16 protein-coding genes and 5 pseudogenes are annotated in these 17,820 nt (G+C 47.5%); 14 read left to right on the plus strand and 7 right to left on the minus strand.

Features of this window, described 5'->3' with window-relative positions:
* Positions 1-4 precede the first annotated feature (4 nt).
* The 14 genes and pseudogenes from flhA (at position 5) to TZ48_RS17940 (ending at position 11,442) form a co-directional block, all read left to right on the plus strand.
* Complete coding sequence (flhA, locus tag TZ48_RS17875; RefSeq protein ID WP_112480134.1) at positions 5-2,098, plus strand: flagellar biosynthesis protein FlhA; 2,094 nt, start codon at positions 5-7, stop codon at positions 2,096-2,098.
* A gap of 40 nt (positions 2,099-2,138) precedes the next feature.
* Positions 2,139-3,092 (plus strand): EAL domain-containing protein, encoded by a 954-nt coding sequence (locus TZ48_RS17880; protein ID WP_162674639.1) that lies wholly within the window; start codon positions 2,139-2,141, stop codon positions 3,090-3,092.
* A gap of 247 nt (positions 3,093-3,339) precedes the next feature.
* Positions 3,340-4,476 carry a flagellin N-terminal helical domain-containing protein gene (locus TZ48_RS17885; RefSeq protein ID WP_112480136.1) on the plus strand — a complete coding sequence of 379 codons (1,137 nt, stop codon included), beginning with the start codon at positions 3,340-3,342 and terminating at the stop codon, positions 4,474-4,476.
* A 328-nt stretch (positions 4,477-4,804) separates the two neighbouring features.
* Entirely contained in the window at positions 4,805-6,169 is a 1,365-nt protein-coding gene (gene fliD, locus TZ48_RS17890) for a flagellar filament capping protein FliD (RefSeq protein WP_112480137.1), read from the plus strand.
* Positions 6,169-6,555 (plus strand): flagellar export chaperone FliS, encoded by a 387-nt coding sequence (gene fliS / locus TZ48_RS17895; RefSeq protein WP_112480138.1) that lies wholly within the window; start codon positions 6,169-6,171, stop codon positions 6,553-6,555. Before fliD ends, fliS begins: the two co-directional genes overlap by 1 nt.
* A complete protein-coding gene (locus TZ48_RS17900) occupies positions 6,539-6,850 on the plus strand; it encodes a phosphoenolpyruvate-utilizing N-terminal domain-containing protein (RefSeq protein WP_112480139.1) in 312 nt (103 codons plus the stop codon). Before fliS ends, TZ48_RS17900 begins: the two co-directional genes overlap by 17 nt.
* Positions 6,851-6,854: 4 nt before the next feature.
* Positions 6,855-7,226 (plus strand): hypothetical protein, encoded by a 372-nt coding sequence (locus TZ48_RS17905; RefSeq protein ID WP_112480140.1) that lies wholly within the window; start codon positions 6,855-6,857, stop codon positions 7,224-7,226.
* Complete coding sequence (locus TZ48_RS17910; RefSeq protein ID WP_112480141.1) at positions 7,220-7,486, plus strand: hypothetical protein; 267 nt, start codon at positions 7,220-7,222, stop codon at positions 7,484-7,486. The genes TZ48_RS17905 and TZ48_RS17910 overlap by 7 nt, the downstream gene beginning before the upstream one ends.
* Positions 7,471-7,944: pseudogene (locus TZ48_RS17915) on the plus strand (flagellar hook-length control protein FliK); the annotation flags it as partial. The gene TZ48_RS17910 and the pseudogene TZ48_RS17915, both read left to right, overlap by 16 nt.
* A gap of 18 nt (positions 7,945-7,962) precedes the next feature.
* A complete protein-coding gene (locus tag TZ48_RS17920; protein WP_112480143.1) occupies positions 7,963-8,439 on the plus strand; it encodes a flagellar basal body-associated FliL family protein in 477 nt (158 codons plus the stop codon).
* 8 nt (positions 8,440-8,447) lie between these two features.
* Positions 8,448-9,175 (plus strand): annotated as a pseudogene (locus tag TZ48_RS17925) (FliA/WhiG family RNA polymerase sigma factor).
* A 9-nt stretch (positions 9,176-9,184) separates the two neighbouring features.
* Positions 9,185-10,042: a flagellar motor stator protein MotA gene (gene motA / locus TZ48_RS17930; RefSeq protein ID WP_112461415.1), complete on the plus strand. Its 858-nt coding sequence runs from the start codon at positions 9,185-9,187 to the stop codon at positions 10,040-10,042.
* Positions 10,042-11,049: a flagellar motor protein MotB gene (locus TZ48_RS17935; protein ID WP_112480144.1), complete on the plus strand. Its 1,008-nt coding sequence runs from the start codon at positions 10,042-10,044 to the stop codon at positions 11,047-11,049. Before motA ends, TZ48_RS17935 begins: the two co-directional genes overlap by 1 nt.
* A 91-nt stretch (positions 11,050-11,140) precedes the next feature.
* Positions 11,141-11,442, plus strand: a pseudogene (locus tag TZ48_RS17940) (hypothetical protein).
* A gap of 58 nt (positions 11,443-11,500) precedes the next feature.
* On the opposite strand, the gene TZ48_RS17945 reads toward TZ48_RS17940, so the two are convergent.
* The 7 genes and pseudogenes from TZ48_RS17945 to TZ48_RS17970 form a co-directional block, all read right to left on the minus strand.
* Positions 11,501-13,843 carry an Ig-like domain-containing protein gene (locus TZ48_RS17945; RefSeq protein ID WP_162674641.1) on the minus strand — a complete coding sequence of 781 codons (2,343 nt, stop codon included), beginning with the start codon at positions 13,841-13,843 and terminating at the stop codon, positions 11,501-11,503.
* An 89-nt stretch (positions 13,844-13,932) separates the two neighbouring features.
* Positions 13,933-15,579 (minus strand): hypothetical protein, encoded by a 1,647-nt coding sequence (locus TZ48_RS17950; protein WP_112480146.1) that lies wholly within the window; start codon positions 15,577-15,579, stop codon positions 13,933-13,935.
* Between the two features lie 240 nt (positions 15,580-15,819).
* A pseudogene (locus TZ48_RS26440) lies at positions 15,820-15,936 on the minus strand (flagellin); the annotation flags it as partial.
* A 107-nt stretch (positions 15,937-16,043) separates the two neighbouring features.
* Complete coding sequence (locus TZ48_RS17955; RefSeq protein WP_112480147.1) at positions 16,044-16,538, minus strand: hypothetical protein; 495 nt, start codon at positions 16,536-16,538, stop codon at positions 16,044-16,046.
* The gene (locus TZ48_RS17960) at positions 16,535-16,864 is read right to left on the minus strand and encodes a hypothetical protein (protein WP_112480148.1); all 330 of its coding nucleotides are present in this window, start codon (positions 16,862-16,864) and stop codon (positions 16,535-16,537) included. The genes TZ48_RS17955 and TZ48_RS17960 overlap by 4 nt, the downstream gene beginning before the upstream one ends.
* Positions 16,865-16,885: 21 nt before the next feature.
* Positions 16,886-17,188, minus strand: coding sequence for a hypothetical protein (locus TZ48_RS17965; RefSeq protein ID WP_162674642.1), 303 nt, complete (start codon positions 17,186-17,188; stop codon positions 16,886-16,888).
* A gap of 286 nt (positions 17,189-17,474) precedes the next feature.
* A pseudogene (locus TZ48_RS17970) lies at positions 17,475-17,820 on the minus strand (flagellin); the annotation flags it as partial.

Here is a 17,820-nt window from a genome sequence, read left to right on the forward strand (position 1 = left end):
ACATATGTTGAATCGTCTTCATCAACTTAGACGCTCAGGAAAAGGATACATCGGCATTCCCATTGTTCTGCTGATGATTTTGGCCATGGTGATTTTGCCATTGCCACCTTTGCTGCTGGATGCGCTGTTTACCTTCAACATCGTGTTGGCGATTTTGGTGCTGCTTGTCAGTACCACGGCGAAACGTCCGCTCGACTTCTCGGTATTCCCGACCATCTTGCTGATCGCCACCTTAATGCGTTTGACGCTCAACGTAGCCTCAACCCGTATTGTTTTGCTTGAGGGTCACAACGGTGGCGATGCCGCAGGTAAGGTGATTCAAGCGTTTGGTGAAGTGGTGATTGGCGGCAACTATGTGGTCGGTATGGTGATTTTTGTCATCTTGATGATCATTAACTTTGTGGTGATCACCAAAGGTGGTGAGCGTATTTCTGAGGTATCGGCACGCTTTACCCTAGATGCCCTACCAGGCAAACAGATGGCGATCGATGCAGACTTGAACGCCGGTCTTATCGACCAAGAAGCGGCGCGTACCCGACGTAAAGAAGTGGCTAACGAAGCCGATTTCCACGGTTCGATGGATGGTGCGTCCAAGTTTGTGCGCGGCGATGCGGTAGCGGGTTTGATGATCCTGTTCATCAACATCATTGGCGGTATCAGCATTGGTGTATTTGAGCATGGACTGCCAGCATCAGAAGCATTTAAAACCTACGCCCTGCTGACCATCGGTGATGGCTTGGTAGCACAAATCCCATCGCTGCTACTTGCGACCGCAGCTGCCATTATTGTGACGCGCATTAATGACAGTGACAGCGACATGGCCGACACCATGCAAAAGCAGCTGTTAGCAACGCCAGCCACACTGTACACCGTTTCGGCGATCATGCTGATTATTGGTTTAGTACCGGGCATGCCACACTTGGCCTTCTTTACCTTCGCCGCCGTTTTAGCCTTTGCGGGCTGGAAGCAATCCAAAGCCCCAAGTGATGATCCGCAGCTTGATGAAGTCGAAGCCATCAGCCATGCGATGCAAAACGACAGCGAACAACCGCTCTCTTGGGATGATATTCCCCACGTGCAAAGTTTGTCGCTCGCGCTGGGTTACCGTCTAGTACACCTGGTGAACAAAGAACAAGGCGCGCCAGTGCTGCAGCGTATTCGCGGGGTACGAAAGAACCTTTCAGAGCAAGTCGGCTTTTTACTGCCAGAAGTACGCATTCGCGACAACCTAAGCCTAAAACCCAATCAATACACCATTGCGCTCAACGGTGAGGTCATCGAAGAAGGCTTTATCGAGCCAGACCGCCTCATGGCAATCGCTGTGGGCGAAACCTATGGCGAAGTCGACGGTATCTTAGGTAGTGATCCTGCTTATCACCTACCTGCGGTTTGGATTGAGCACAACGACAAAGCCAAAGCGCTCAACATGGGCTATCAAGTGGTGGACGACGCCACCGTGATTGCGACCCATATCAGTAAAGTCATGAAGTCTCATCTAGCGGAGCTATTTACCCACGATGATGTCGACGCGATGAACCTGCGTTTAACCCAACAAGCGCCCAAGCTTGCTGAAGCACTCGGTGCAGCTTTAAACCCAGCGCAGCAGTTAAAGGTGTACAGACAACTGCTGCTCGATCAGGTACCGCTAAAAGACATTCGCACCATTGCCAACACCATGTTGGAGTCGGCAGAGAACACCAAAGAGCCGATCCTGCTTGCCTCGGACGTGCGTTGTGCATTACGCCGCACTCTGGTTAACCTCGTCGCAGGCCAGCGCAAAGAGCTCAACGTATACGCCCTTTCCGATGAGTTAGAACAAATGCTGATGCAATCACTGCATCAAGCGCAAGCGAATGGTAACGTGATTCTGGATAGCTTCCCGATTGAACCGAATATTTTGAGTCAGTTCCAACAGAATCTGCCTCTAATACAACAGCAGCTAAAGCAGCAAGGATTGGCACCAATACTCTTGGTGATGCCGCAGCTAAGGCCGCTGATTGCGCGCTATGCCCGCACCTTCTCACAGGGATTGGCCGTGTTGTCATACAACGAAATCCCTGAAAGCAAACAAATCAACGTGGTAGGAAACCTTGGATAATTTAAGTAGCTATAGGGCCCAGTTCCTCTTCGTGCTGCGCATGATAGAGGACAATGCGGTCACCGACGACGATCATAAACTTGCCGAGCTCATGGCCGCCGATGAGGTGTGTCATGCGTGCCAGCCTATTCGGTATTGCAGCAGTGACGAGATAGAGTATCAGTACATCACCTTGCGTTATGGGGACAAAAAAGATCTCAGTGTTTTCGCGCTCGATATGTCAGATACCGTGCGTGCAGCGCTCGACTTATTCGCCCTGTATCTGGCGGTTAGGCAAACCCAATTTGAGCTGGAAACCTTCCACCCAGATCTACTCAACAACCTAGTGTTTTCCATGAACGCCTGCACCTTGCTGCGCCCAGAAGGCAAACACTTTATCGACCAGCTCGGTCAGCACTTCAAACAGCCGATGTCGATGTTGATCCCGAGCCTATACCTCACACCAGGTGAGGCCAGCAATCCTGCCACCAAAGCCATGCTGGAGCGACTTGAAGATCGCTTCCATAAAGTCTGTTTTGATGTTCACCTACCGATCAGTGACTTAGAGTACTTAACGCCATTTGATCCGCAGACGATTAAGATTTCTAATTCACTCGATAGCCAAGATGAAAAGCGCGCGCTACTGCCGGTAATCCGCTACATCAAGCGCCGCAAAGCCACGTTAGTAGCAGGTCGCGTTACCAGCCAAAATACCTTGTCGCAATACAAGATGCTCGGCGCTAAATACTATTTTGGTTACGTCTCTGACGTGCCCATTCCCGTGCACTTCAAAGGCTTTGAAGATCCCAAAGCAGAAATGCGCAAAAACAGCGCGAGCGCGCCAAAGCCGAACAGCTGGCCGACCAACAAATCGAAGCCCAGCACCAACTCGCGCAGGAGCAAGCCGAACGCGACCAACAACAAGCGCTACTCGATGCCAGTATCGACAATATGTATCAATCGGCGAAGACCGAGTTTGTGGATGAAGAAATTGAAGCGATTGTTAGGCAGGTAGAAGAATAGATAAAAGAAAGGGTAAGAGCGGCCCTAGGTCCTTGGTGGTAGGAGCCCCGAGGATCAAGGACCAAGGAACAAGGACCATTTTACCCATCAACCTTGAACCAACATCACAACTTTCCCACTACTTTTCAATTTCTTAGCTTTTTTTCTTATTTCCAATTAATTTTCAAAATCAACCAACCGCCTCTAGTTAGTGAGCGGGGCGATAGTCCCACATTGAGACAAATCTAGGAGAATTCACAATGGCTCTATCAATGCACACTAACTACGCTTCGCTAGTTACTCAAAACAACCTAAACCGCACTAACGATCTACTAAACACATCGATGGAGCGTCTAAGTACTGGTCTTCGCATCAACTCAGCGGCTGACGATGCAGCAGGTCTTCAAATCTCTAACCGCCTTGAGATGCAAAACCGCGGTATGTCTGTTGCTATGCGCAACGCTCAAGACAGCATCTCCCTTCTGCAAACAGCAGAAGGTGCAATGGATGAGATGACGAACATCGCTTACCGCATGAATGACCTTGCAACACAAGCAGCGAACGGCACCAACACTGAAGCTGACCGCACGGCTCTGAATGCAGAGTACCAACAACTTCAATCAGAACTGGTTAATATTTTTGAGAACTCTAACTTTGGTGGTCGCTCGCTATTTGCTGGCTCCTCAGTAGATTCACTGACAAATACTGCAGCTACATTCCAGATTGGCTCAACTACTTCTGAGACTCTTAGTGTCGATATCTCAAGCCAAGCAACAAAAATTGGTCAAACACTAGAAGCTGGCTCATGGGCTGCTCAAGCTCAAGGTGCGCTAGATGATCTAGTAGTAGCACAAAGCGGTGGTGGTGGTTTGACTGGCACTTATGCGAGTTATGATGAACTAGTGAAACTGGAAGCAGCTGGTGATGCTGATGCTATTGCTGACCTCGCTATCGCTGACGCTTGGGACGAAACTGATGCCGGATTCACATACGCAACAACATCTGACTATGGCAATACAGCAATTGCTGCAGGTACTACACTAGCTACAGCAGCGGCGTCAGCTAATGGTGACATCTCGTCTCAAACAAATGCTACTTCAGCTATGACAACAGCAAGCTCACTTATTGATGACTTAGGTGCAACTCGCGCTCAGTTCGGTGCCAACATCAACCGCCTTGAGCACACCATCACCAACCTACAAAACATGTCAGAAAACCTAGCAGCTTCGAAAGGTCGTATCACTGATGCAGACTTCGCAGTTGAATCAGCAAACATGACTAAGAACCAAATGCTAATGCAAGCGGGCACTCAAATGCTGGCGCAATCTAAGCAGCTACCGGGCATGGCGATGTCGCTTCTAGCTAACCATTTCTCTATGATGAACACTACTTTGTAGCTTTTCATCCGTCCTTGGCCTCCCTACTGGGGAGGCTTTTTTATTGGAATAAAAGCAAAAAAGGAACGCCTGTCGCAAATTTCCAATTTCATTCATAACGGCCTTAACAGGCTCAGCGATAGGTCGCCTTACTACTACATGCCAAGTCATTGTGTGAGAAAGGAAAAGCGGAAGAAACCCCATAGGAAACTCTGCTTCCCTAAAACCCAAAAAGCATGCATTAAACATTGATTTTATTAATGAAAATCAATGGCACACATCTTGATTAGACATTATCTACATCGCAAATGGTTTACCTGTTGCGATCAGCAACAAAAGGAGCACTTCTGTGAGTTCACTAGACCCAATAACCATGGCCACTCAGTTAGCCACCTACGATGTGCAGTCGTTCCAGATGCGCTATCAACTGCAATCCAAGGGCTACCAAACGAAAATTGATGCGCTCAGTGCCATTGAAACTGCACTCAAGGACTTTGAAAAGAAACTGGGTGAGATGAGTGGCAGTGATGACAGTGTGCTTAAAAACAGCGCCACCTTGTCTCAAGAAGGCTATCTCACTGCATCGGCTGACTCTACTGCGATTGCCGGCACCTATCAGTTCTTTGTGAAACAGCTCGCCAGTGCTCATCAGTTTGCGGCGGGTATGCCAAAGGACCTATCAAGCGATACAGCTATTCCAGCCTCTGGCGAAATGACGCTTAATCTTGATGGTGAGAGTTTCACTCTCGATCTTAGCACTTTAGATAGTGATGGCGATGGTACAACGACGATTCAAGAGCTCACCAAAGCGATCAACAGCGACGAAAACAACCCCGGCATTAATGCTTCATTGGTTCGCAGCAATGGTGAAACCCACTTTGTTCTATCGAGTTCAAAAACAGGCGAAGCCAACGAGGTTTCCGTCAGCACCAACAACATTCCAGCAGGTTCTGAATGGTTTGGTCAGGCATTCGATCCAGCCAATACCACCCTGCTGTCATCCGCGAAAGACGCCATTATCGAAATGGGTGGCGAAGGGGGACTTGAAGTTCGCAGCGCCACCAATACCTTTGAAAATATGATTGATGGGCTGTCTGTGACGGCAACAAAGGTACATCAAAGCGGCGAAACAGGTACCACTCTGACGGTAGGCGTTGATAAAGCGGCAACCAAGGAAGAAGTGAACAACTTCATCTCTGCCTATAACGCGCTTATCGACACCATAGACAAGTACACCTCCTCGGGAGGGGAAGACCAGCAACGTGGTGTGCTAGCAGGTGACGCTACCGTTCGCTCTATCGAGAGCCAGATAAGCAATGTATTGCGTGAAGATTTTGATGGCATCCGCCTAACTGACCTCGGAATTACGACAAGTAGGGATGGCAAGCTAGAGCTCGATGACGATAAGTTCACTGCATTTTATGAAGCTAATCCTGACAAGCTCAATCAGCTCTTTAGCGGTGATGATCAAATGATTAGCCGTCTTGAATCTACGGTTGAACCGTACCTTAAAAGCTCAAATGGCGTGTTTTCGAATCGCAAAGATTCCCTCGAGGGCAGCATCGAGCGTAATGACCTAAAACTCGAAGCGCTAGAACGAAAATACCAAATGGCTTACGACCGCTACCTTAAACAATTTACTCAAATGAACACCATTATGAACCAAATGAATAGCACCATGGGTCTGTTCGGTTCATGGCAAGGAGAAAACTAATGTTAATGGACTCAGGCTACGACTCATACCAACAAGTCGATCTCGATGCTCAAGCTGCAGCAGCTACCCCTCATCAACTGGTCGTCATGCTCATTGATGGACTGCTCGACGAAGTAGAGCGCGTTCGCGGTCACATCATCTCCAATCGCCTAGAACAAAAAGGCCAAGGCATCACCAAATGCATGAACATCCTCGTTGGCCTTGATAGCGCCCTTGATGACGAGAATGGCGGCGAAATCGCTGCTAATCTGCACCAACTTTACGACTTTTGCCAGGCAGAGCTGTATCAAGCGAGCGTCAATAATGATGTCGACAAGCTGGAAAATGTCGAGAAGGTCATGACCAACATTAAAGAAGGATGGGAGAACTTTGGTAAACACGCATAAGGTATCACCCGAGCGGTTTCGCCACCTCAGCCAATGCATGACGGTGGCGGCCAAAACCAAGGATTGGCAGTCACTCAAACGTTACGATAATCAGCTTCGTGAGCTTTTGGACACCCATAGACCTTTCCTTAAAGACCCACGTTTGGCGCCGGAAATCAAGCGTGCTCAACAAGCACATTTGAGCGCCTATGAAGCACTGTCGGTAGCGACCAGTAAGCTGAAACAAAAGCTAGATAGCAGTGATGCAGAAAAAGAACGCGCCATGGCTTATCAATTGGCGATGACCTTGGAGTAAACCCATGCTAGTGAGCAACCAGTTAGTGAACAATCACATTGGCAGCACGTCTGCCAGCAAACAAGGCCAGAGCACAGGGCAAGCTTCGATTAGCCAAGCACTAGACAGCAAAGAAAATGGTCTGTCTATTGTGCGTGGCTTTGGGTCGCTGCTTTCGTCTAAATCCACTTCTAAAAACGAAGCTACCGCCGCGTCTTTATTGGGTGAGGCTTTAGCGGATGGCGAAGCCACGGAAGCTAACGCTGATGCTCAAGTAGGCGATGGGGCGGTATTGGCGCAATATGTTGCCGCGCCGGCGCAACCATTCGGCTCTGCAGGTGCTAGCAACGCTGCGCTAGACGCAGAAGCACTCTCAAAATCTACCAGCCTATGTTGACGCAACTAGCCGGTTCACAGCGCAGTACAGGTGAAGTCAACCCTCACCTTGCCAATAGCGCGGCTCAGAGCACAGCAAAAGAAGCTGCTTTACCTGCAAGCTTGTTGCAGACATTGGCGACTCACGGCGAGCTCGGCGGGAAATCACTGGCCACCGATATTGCCAATCTGCTCAGTGCCAATCAAACACAAAACGGCGCAGCTGCTTTGCCTTCTGGCTCACAAGCGGGGCTCCTTCTGTTAACCCAACGACCACAGTAAACACAGCCACTGTAACGACGGAATGGGCGCCGGTTCGCATCGACCCGCAAGCAGGAAAATGGGGCGAACAGATGCTGCAGGTACTCAATGATCGAGTCACGCTGCAAGCGCAGCAAAATCTTCAAGAAGCACGGATCAGATTAGATCCGCCCGATCTTGGCAAACTGGATCTTATGGTGCGTGTCGAAGGCGACAAACTCAGCGTTCAGCTCAATGCCAACGTTGCCGCCACGCGAGAAGCCTTAGTTCAAGTGTCGGAACGCCTGCGCGCCGAGCTACAAAACCAAAGTTTGATGCACGTTGATGTGCAAATTGGTGGCGGCGACAAACAAGAGTCCAACGGCCAGCCAAACCGCGAGCAAAGCTCAACCATTTTTGCCAATGAGCGCCACCAGTCTGGCAGCAATAACGCCACGGCCTTCTCCACGGATGAACACTGGCTTAGCACCCAAGTGTGATCGCTTTAGGAATACAGCATGAATAAAAAACAGTTTCTTTCACTCTTTGCCACTTGCGTTGTGACCAGTGCGCTCGCCTCTGGTGGCACAGTTGCGGGGGCAATATGGTACCTCAACTCATCTACAACGGTCAGTGAGGGTCAGTTTTCATTTTTAGAGTCTCAGCCTGCGGCAAGCACTGAGCCAAAGTTTCACGCCCTCGACAATGTGATTGTTAGCGTGCGCGGCAAAAAGCAAACTCACTTTGTGATGCTAGAGCTGGCGCTGGAAACGCGTCACATCGAGCGCCTTGAATTCGCCAACGATTACATGCCAAAAGTCAGACACGCAATGCTTAATCTGTTCAGCCAAAAGCGTTATGAAGATCTGCATGGTGCGGACGCTTTGGATCAGCTTCAGAAGGAGGTGAAAGCTTCGGTGATGACGGCATACGCCGATACCCAGCTAAACCGCGATATTGACGATGTTCTGCTGACGAAATTTGTTATTCAGTAGGAGCGACTATGCTGGATATGAATCACTCAGACAGCTACGGCGTCGCCGAAGATGTCACATCAAGCGCTACGCGTATCGATGAAAATCGCCTGCTCAGCCAACATCAAATCTTGGTTAAGCGCGTGGTAAACCAACTGCGCAACCATGCCACGACCCATTGCAGCATTGAAGACATGCAGCAAATCGGACTGATTGGCCTACTTGAGGCAGGGCGCCGCTATGGCAACATCGATGACCCTAACTTTCCGGCGTTCGCCGTGTGCCGCATTCGCGGCTCTATCTTGGATGAGCTGCGCCGCCTTGACTGGCGTTCACGCAAAACCCGTCAGGAGGCTCATGAGCTCAATGATGTGACGCGTGATTTAACCAAGCGCCTGCGCCGCGCGCCCACCGAACAAGAGATCATCAAAGCACTCGGCACCACACAGCAGGATTACCATACCCGGCTCAACGCCACCATGGCCGCAGAAATGCAAAGCTAGATCAGCTCATCGAGAGCGGTCTTGAAGGTGCAGTCGAGTCTGGTTGCGATGGCATGAACCACGAACATATCCGCCGCAGTCTTGAGAAGGCACTTAGCCAGCTCCCCAAACGCGAACAGCTTCTACTGACACTGTTCTACCAACACGATTTGAACTTACACGAGATTGCTCTGGTGTTAGAGCTGACCCCGCCACGGATTTGTCAGCTGCACAAGCAAGCGCTCAAGCAACTCAACCAATTACTGTCTTCTTAGGAGTCCACTATGCAAAAGTTTACTGGCGCAATCATCATTTTGATGTGTGTCTTCGGCGGTTACGTCTGGGCCGGAGGCAGTCTTATGGCCATTTGGCAGCCGGCGGAAATGCTAATCATCATTGGTGCCACCATTGGCTCCCTTATTATAGGTAACCCGCCACAAGTTCTTAAAGAGATGCGCAGCCAACTGCGTGGCATCATCTCTCCGCCTAAAGATGAGCGCGAGTTCTACATGGAATTGATGGCGCTATTGCAAGTCTTGCTGGAAACCGTGCGCAGTGGTGGCTTTAAGGCGCTGGATAAGCACATTGAAAATCCAGAGCAGAGCGATATTTTTGCGCGTTATCCGCGTGTCAGTCGTGATTATCGCTTAGTTTCTTTCATTACCGACAATTTGCGTTTAATGGCAATGGGACAAATGTCGCCTCATGAGTTAGAGGGACTACTAGAGCAAGAGATTGAAGCGATTGAGGCCGACTATATGCAGCCCGCTCGTTCCATGCAGCGCACCGCAGAAGCCATGCCTGGCTTTGGTATTTTGGCGGCTGTTGGCGGCATCATCATCACCATGTCCGCCATCGATGGCTCCATTGCCATGATTGGCTATCACGTTGCTGCCGCTCTAGTAGGCACATTTATCGGTATTTTCGGTTGTTACTGCTGCTTAGACCCAGCAAGTAACGCCATGGCTCAACGCGTTAAACGCAATATGTCCGCTTTCGATTGTACTCGCGCTACCTTAGTGGCCTATGTTGCGAAGAAGCCGACACTATTGGCGATTGACGCTGGCCGCAAGCACATTCAGCTAGACATTAAACCAACGTTTAACCAAATGGAGGTGTGGCTCGCTGAACAGGAGGGATAATGCAAAAACATGAGCAAGTAGTCTTCAAACGCGCCAGTCGTAGTCACCACCATGAGTCTCATGGCGGTGCATGGAAGGTAGCGTTTGCTGACTTTATGATTGCCTTGATGGCGTTATTCCTCGTCCTTTGGGTTATGCAGGTGGTCGACAAAGAAGAGCGCAAAGCGATTGTTGCCCATTTGCAAATGGCCAGTGTCTTTGACCAAGGCAGTGGCAACCTATTCGACACCTCGAAAAGCATTTCTCCTATCGATCTGACTACGGATTCATCTGTAGCCAGTCGTCATGACTCAGTGCATTCTGTCAGTTCTTTTTTCCAAGGGGATCGCGAAGGGCCAGAATCGGATTCACTTATCGACGGCACCTTCGACACACAAGAGCGCCTTGCCGCTCTTGCTGAGGTCATCAATGACATGGTGCGTCAAATCAACGCCCAAGGTAATGTCGATGTCACTGTGACACCTCAAGGACTACGCATCGTGCTGCAAGATGACTACAAACAGAACATGTTTGGTCGCGGCGGCTCCACCTTAACGCCGTTCTTTGAAGATTTATTGCTGGCTTTGGCGCCTGTTTTTGAACGGGTAGAAAACCCAATGATCATCAGCGGCCACACCGATGCTACTCAGTATCGTAAAACCTTCTCGAGCAAATCCAACTGGGAGCTTTCGGCATCACGCGCCAACGTCGCCAGACAAACGCTCACCGCGGGCGGCATGCCTGAGCAACGTGTGCTGCAAGTAACCGGCATGTCTGATCGCGCCTTGCTTAATCACAACGACCCCTCATCGAGCGAAAACCGCCGCATCGAACTGTTTATCCTCACGACACCCGCGGCTGAGGTTATCAACACCTTGTTTGGCCAATCGCCCAACAATGAGTCGAAAAATGAGCTAGAGAAGGCGCGCGACAAGGCGAAATTCAATCAGCCTGTGTTTAGAACCGATACCATTCGATTCGACTCAGACAGCGCTTCAAACACGACCACCCAGGTGCAAGCACTGTAACTTGCACCTTTATTCGGGTGTTCTATGCTTTGATAGTACACCTTGATCTCACTACTTTTTATTATTGAGCACCCAGTCAGTAAGGCATGTTATGCGACAATCTATTCCGCACATACCGCCAAAACCAAACCGAACGCCAGACGGACTACAAAAGGCGTTTCTATGCTAATCATCATCGATTACGCCCTACTCGCTCTGTTCTTAAGCCAGCTCACCACTCTCTCACTAAAGGGCGGCACGTTAATCAGCTTGCTGTTGGTTGTGTACAACAGCCTACTCACCTTTATGTGCTTTCGACGCACCGATCGACAAGATGCCTATATCATCTATCCGACGATATCGGCCACGCTGTTGGCGTTTGTGTGCTTTTTGTATTTTTTCTTTTTGGTTTGAGAAAGCAAAGAAGGGCAAAAAAAGCCCCTGCGATACGGCAGGGGCTTATAGATATCAATTATTCAGTTGGATTTCGATGTTGGAAGTACCAAATCTCACGCCCTACATTCTGGTCAAGTAAAATGTACCAAGTATTTTGACTCTTTATTAGACTATAAAAACTGTCGACCACTGTGGGAGTATCATACATCTCCCTATCAATATGCCACTTCCCATCAGTGTAGACACCAACCCCCATTCCGAAGAGCTGTACCCACTCATTATCTAAGTGGGGATTTTTTTGACCAAATCGAGTAGATTCAGAGACTCTAAACTTGTACTTATTGGTATGTTCTATCGCCTTCCATCCAGACAGATCCAATCGAGTAATTGTGGTCTCTCCATGCAACGGATTCAGCTCATTGACTTGAAGTAATCGCTCTCCATTGACCTTGATACTACATCGCTGCCCAAATATATTTCCGTTTGGCAATACACCAGCTACTGCATCAATATTGCTACAACTGTTCAACTCCTCCCCTTTGGCTGGGTCTACAGTTATTTCAGATGGCTCATGGGTAATATCACTCCAAATGTGGTAACCACCTGAGTATTCACAGAAGGCAGCAAAATTGAACGATTTATCAAGTGGTACAAGTTGCGGATGATGATTGCATGTCTTTGACATTGAGGCTGAACCGACCATCGTCACTGATTTCTCTAACGTGCCGTTATCTTTATTGATAAAGTGATAAGTTGGTAATGTTTGTTCGGTCGGTGAAGACCGGAGTCGATCTACGACAACAATGTGATCAGGGTAAGTTGGCATCTGTTCAACATAACCTTTCACGACAGCGCCAGGAACCCAAGTTTCGTCGACTTTGTTGTAACGATAAACGGTAACTTGATCATTATCGAAATCAGCAACAACGGGGGTTCCGTTACTATCGACAAAAGCCGATTGACGATGATCATCAATCCAAATGGTCGATGATGCACTGTTAAATTGGTCAGCCGATATTTTCAAAGGTTCGCTCAACGAACCCGATTTTAAATCGTAAACCTGCACCGTTCTGTGGTCAGTCGAAAGCTGACTTACTAGTATGTAATACCCATTTCCGCCACCATCAATCAAGTGGTTATTTACTAAGAATCTATTTTCGATAACTTTTTTGTATTCACTAACACCATTCTTATCAATTTTGCCGACATAAATATCATGGTAATGGCCATTAGGAACGTTCCAAAAACGATATACTGTGTCCTCAGAAACAATGGTTTGAGCTTCGTTTGCGTCTGCCGATACGACAGAATCAATTTTAGTAAAGTCTATGCGATGCCATTGATAAACATTAGGGTTATCAACAATGGTCAAAGGGACTAAAGCATAATTATATCTAATTGTCTCTTGGCCACTCACATAAAGCTCAAACAACTCTTTCAGGCGATCTGAATTGAACCTAACTTTAAAGTTCGAGTTTTCACCACTGCGAATGGCGCGCATTGTACGGGTCGAAGTATTGACTTTTACTAACTCAATTCCAGACTCATCCTTACTTTCGTAATAATTGCCATTGTCAAAAATAACCTCATTAAAGGTTTCTTTCGTCCCGTCGCTGAACTCAACAATGATGTCCATTGAAATGGTTTCACCTTCTGTCAGCGTTAGCGTTCCATCTAGTAAATCCGGAGACATACTCGCAACCGTTGGTGGCAACACCGTAATTTCAACGGTAGGAGCGACAGTATCTTTTAGCTTAGCGGTCAACGTCGCAGTACCTTCGGCTTTAGCTACCAAAGTCATATCGCTGACACCAAGAACAGTCTCATCGCTCACCGTCCAGGTTACACCTTCGCTGATCACTTTTGTCGTGCCATCGGTGAGTGTTGCGAGCACCTCTAAGGGTAGCTGTTCCCCTTTATTGAAATCGCTAGCATCAATATTAAGTGCAATGTCGGTAATTTCAGCTTCGCCAATCGCTAGGTTGTAAGTATGCTCTTTACCTTGATAGCTAGCCGTGAGCGTGGTTAAACCTGGTTTCAGTGCCTTAATTTGATGACTAGTAATAGCGGCTACTGAAGTATCTGAACTCTTCCATGTGACTTGGTCTGTAATTGGTTTTTCCGACCCATCGCTGAATCGACCAAATACCGTTGGCAGGTTCAGTGTCAGGCCAGCTGCAAGGCTTTCAGGTAAGCCGGTAAAGCGAATGTCTTCCAAATCCGCTTTTACAACCGTGTACGATTTCGAGCTTGTAAGACCGCCAAAGCTCACTTCCACCGTGACATTACCAACAGCCAAAGCTTTAACATTACCACCCTCGATTACAGCGACAGAAGGATTCAGGCTGCGCCATACAGCACCCTCGATAGCCCCTCCGCTACCATCACTATAAATACCTGCAACGCCACCAAGCTCCAAGCTATCTCCAACTCTCAACTCCGTTTGGCCAATAGTAATCACAATCCCGGTAAGCGTCGGCTCAAGCACTTCAATAGTGATAGTTTTACTTACGCTTGATAAGTCGCAGTTAGACTATAACTACCTTGTGCGATGCCGTTAAGAGTATTGCCACTGACTAAACCAGCGGTATCACTCGACCACTCAATACCAGAACTAACTATTTGTGTTGTGCCATCACTAAACGTTACCTCAATGGCGCCAAGCTGCATCGAAGTACCGGCATGCAGTTTAGATGTATCAACACCAAAAGACAGTGCTGTGGCTAGTGGGGGAAGTATTTTCAATGACAGTGATTCACTGAACCCTTCGTAACTCGCAGTCAGCGTAACCGTGCCTTCCTGTTTCGCTACTAGCTTTCCGTCTTCAATCGCCAACTTATTATTGTCTGATGTTGTCCAAGTGATACCTGCTGTTAATGGTAACTGGCTACCATCACTTAGCAGGGAAGTAACCACCGGTAAATCGCCCTGCTCACCTTTGCGCAGCTCTTTAATCGCCATTTCTACTGAAATGCCATCGAGTATTGCAGGGGTTACCTCAAATGCGATCGAGTGACTAAGCTCACCATAATTTGCAGTGATCTGCGTCGACCCCAAACCAAGAGCGACAAGTTTTCCATTTTCTATTTTTGCAACCGCTTGATTGCTGCTTTCCCACGTCACACCGGAGTACAGATTTCGAGAGTTACCATTCGGAAATTTTGCTTGGACACGCCCTAGACTTTGAGATTTACCTTTGGCCAACCTATTTGAAGCTAATTCAAAGCTAATAGAAGAAGCGACTTCAACGTCTGGAATCGTCCAAACGACATCACCAGGGTTCCATTCAGGTAACGAGACAATGTCTTTACCAAAGTCAATATTGCCTACTAGGTCTTTATTCACAAAATGATCGCGGTACTTTTCAGCATTGCTGTTAGCATGACTCTGGACTTTGCGAATCAGCTCAACCAATAAGTAGTGATAGGTGTTCTTGTAAGCCACAACCAACTCTTCGTTGCCCTCAATTTCTTTGAGTTTGTTGACTTGTTCATTGAACTGCTGGAGCAGTTTGGATTTTTGAATAACGTAGCTGCGAGCAACATTGTGAAGGGTTTTGGCTTGCCATTGTGCCAAAGCCATTTCACCATCTTCATCGGCAAGTCCTTGAGACACATAATCACCGAATACTAGCGATGGATTGTTAGCGACATTAGTAAGCGAATCGATCACCGCCTGTTTTGCTTGAGCAACCAAATCTTCGGTGATCTCAGCGTCTGGAGTATCTAACTGCTGTACTAGCGTTTCGTGAACCATCGAAGTATATGGCGTAATCACATTAAAAAGACTCACGCGCGGTACTGTCAGGACAAAAGATTCTGCGACAGGTGAGCCATCAAGATTATCCTCATCAATGGTCACCCCTTTCACCGCATAAGCACACAGTGTGTGGTTGAGATATTTGTTTGAGATTTCAGCTTTACCGCGCTCGGTGGTGTTTGCTATCACCAATTGGTCACCAAGTTGGGTATCACATCGCCCGTTCTCAATAGCTGTGATGCTTGCTTTGTTCAAATAGCCATCTATGACCGTTATTGAAAAAGTCCCTTCAGTGCCTGAGTTTGGTCCAGCACTGGAGTCATCGCCACCGCCTCCACAGGCACTCAAGCCCGCTGCAACCAATGAGATCACAATGGGGTTCAACGCTTTTTTCATCCTACGATTCCTTCGTTAACAATCTAGCGCGTGATTGTAATGTCAGAACCGTGTCAATTAATTGCCTTGAATGCGCTTTATTTCATAATATGCAGGTTATTTTATAAATATGCACGCTCAGTCATAAAGCAATAAATAAACCGTTGATATATGTAACATTTATTGATAAAGGATTTTCATTTCAATAAGCTATGCGTGCAGTGGTTGGTATTTACAGTAAAAATGAATCGTCTTCATTTATCACTTGAGTAATGCCACGACCGTATGGCGTCTCACATTCGCCTGCGCATTGATCGCCTCAAATGTGGTCGTGAAATCTTGTAAAAGCTGACTAAAACCAGAGAGTCTTTCGCTGACTTATTGCCAGGTAGGAAGCATACCGTTCGTACCTCGAAGCATCAAAAAGGGCAGCAACAACGCTACCCTTTTGCTCCGTTCCTTTAGGTCACTCTATCGTTCTACAATCACATACGCGACACATGCTTTTTAATGATCGAACTAAACTGGGTTCGCATGCTAGAACTCGCTGCGGCATCTGAAGCACTCTCTATACTGTACAGTTCTCCTCGGTACTGACCAGCGACAACGCCTATGTCTTTACAGCGAACTATCTCATCAAAATCTACAATACAGTCTTTTACCACACTACCATCTCCTAGCTTGAACTCGGGAAGTCGACCAGCAAAGCTGTAGTGCTCGTAAGCAGAAATTGTATCGCCGATGAGTTCTTTATCATCAGCATCCTTAACTTCGAGTTCGTAAACTTTGATAAACTTACTTCCAAGCTGATAACTCTCTTGTCCAAGCGTCAGTTCTGTTGGTTTAGTTGTCGTGCTGCGCTCATAAGCCAGTGAACCATCACTGTTAAAATGTTTCCATGTAAATGTATTGGTACCGTCACCATTTCGTTTCCAGACTGATTCCGATATTTTCAACTCTATGCCATCTCGATCGGTCATGTATCTTCGCTAGATTCTGTATCTCCGTCATTACTAAACTCAACGATGCTTTTACACGTCGTATGATAATCGCCATAGCGGTCATACTGAACGCATGAATCATCTATGTAAGTAAATACACCATTCTTATTAACGAAATAATCATTGATCAAAGCTTGCTCTTTCTTCACAAAATCTAAGCCTAGAACCTGCCCACTGCTGTCAATGACCGTCTGACCATTTATCTGAATTTCCCCTTCTACATTTAAAATCGCCTCCCCTTCAGCAAATGCTGATGTCATACCCAATGTTGAAGAAAGCAGTGCTACTAACATTTTTTTGTTCATGAATTCATTCCTTAAATCGAGTTACTTAATCGTAAGCTTGCCGGAGACCACTAGCTTTTCAGCAGGGGCACTCTCATCATCTGAATTTGAGGCCAAAGTAAACACCGCGGACTTCTGTTCATCCGAAGGCAACGTAATGACAATTTCTTCTGATTGCAGGACATCCATTTGCGCGTATGTGTTTCCGCTCTCGTCAGCAACAATGGATGCTGTCTCTCTGAGGCCATCGACCGATGACTTGTTAGGAGCGACTTGTGAATCATCACTATCGCCTCCACACCCTGCGAGAAGCAAAATGATGCTTGGTAACAGCATGTATTTCATAAAGAACCTCTGGTGTAGAAATTAATTTGCTTAATTTTTATACCAAATAAACGGGATCCACTCTTTAACAAAACGGGCAAATGCGAGACGCTTCAACCAAGGGAAATCGTATTAATAAACCTAACAATAACAATGAGTAAAATTGAGGAAAACGGACTCCACAAGAGTGGTACAGAAGGGTTTGAAGTTGCTAACCAAACAGACATGAGTATTTAGTTAGCACATGATGCCAGAAAGGCTGGAAGAGGAGATGGCGAATACCTTAATAGCTAGGAAAATATGTCTATCACTTAAGCAGCGCCACGACCGTATGACGTCTCACATTCGCCTGCGCATTGAGCGCCTGAAATGTCGTCGTGAAATCTTGTGAAAGCTGGCTAAAACCAGAGAGTGTTTCACTGACTTGTTGCTCGGAAGGGAGCTTAGATTGGCTCTGAATGCGCGTCATTTGCGTATCGAGCTGAGATTGGAATTGCCTTGCTTCGCTTAGGCTGATTTGTGCCTGTTTTAGGTGTTGATTCACCTTGGCGATAGATTGTTTAATACCATCACGAGAGCCTAAATCAAACTTGAGTTCCGCCATGCCATCTGGCTCGGCTTGAATCGAGAAGGTATTGGCTTGCCCTGCAGGG

The organism is Vibrio variabilis, assembly GCF_003263785.1.
GTDB lineage: Bacteria > Pseudomonadota > Gammaproteobacteria > Enterobacterales > Vibrionaceae > Vibrio > Vibrio variabilis.

Excerpts from the sequence above, each read along its gene's own strand:
- flhA (WP_112480134.1), top strand. The coding sequence starts at position 5 with ATGTTGAATCGTCTTCATCAACTTAGACGCTCAGGAAAAGGATACATC.
- TZ48_RS17880 (WP_162674639.1), top strand. The coding sequence starts at position 2,139 with ATGATAGAGGACAATGCGGTCACCGACGACGATCATAAACTTGCCGAG.
- TZ48_RS17885 (WP_112480136.1), top strand. The coding sequence starts at position 3,340 with ATGGCTCTATCAATGCACACTAACTACGCTTCGCTAGTTACTCAAAAC.
- fliS (WP_112480138.1), top strand. The coding sequence starts at position 6,169 with ATGTTAATGGACTCAGGCTACGACTCATACCAACAAGTCGATCTCGAT.
- TZ48_RS17905 (WP_112480140.1), top strand. The coding sequence starts at position 6,855 with ATGCTAGTGAGCAACCAGTTAGTGAACAATCACATTGGCAGCACGTCT.
- TZ48_RS17910 (WP_112480141.1), top strand. The coding sequence starts at position 7,220 with ATGTTGACGCAACTAGCCGGTTCACAGCGCAGTACAGGTGAAGTCAAC.
- TZ48_RS17920 (WP_112480143.1), top strand. The coding sequence starts at position 7,963 with ATGAATAAAAAACAGTTTCTTTCACTCTTTGCCACTTGCGTTGTGACC.
- motA (WP_112461415.1), top strand. The coding sequence starts at position 9,185 with ATGCAAAAGTTTACTGGCGCAATCATCATTTTGATGTGTGTCTTCGGC.
- TZ48_RS17935 (WP_112480144.1), top strand. The coding sequence starts at position 10,042 with ATGCAAAAACATGAGCAAGTAGTCTTCAAACGCGCCAGTCGTAGTCAC.
- TZ48_RS17950 (WP_112480146.1), bottom strand. The coding sequence starts at position 15,579 with ATGAAAAAAGCGTTGAACCCCATTGTGATCTCATTGGTTGCAGCGGGC.
- TZ48_RS17955 (WP_112480147.1), bottom strand. The coding sequence starts at position 16,538 with ATGACCGATCGAGATGGCATAGAGTTGAAAATATCGGAATCAGTCTGG.
- TZ48_RS17960 (WP_112480148.1), bottom strand. The coding sequence starts at position 16,864 with ATGAACAAAAAAATGTTAGTAGCACTGCTTTCTTCAACATTGGGTATG.
- TZ48_RS17965 (WP_162674642.1), bottom strand. The coding sequence starts at position 17,188 with ATGAAATACATGCTGTTACCAAGCATCATTTTGCTTCTCGCAGGGTGT.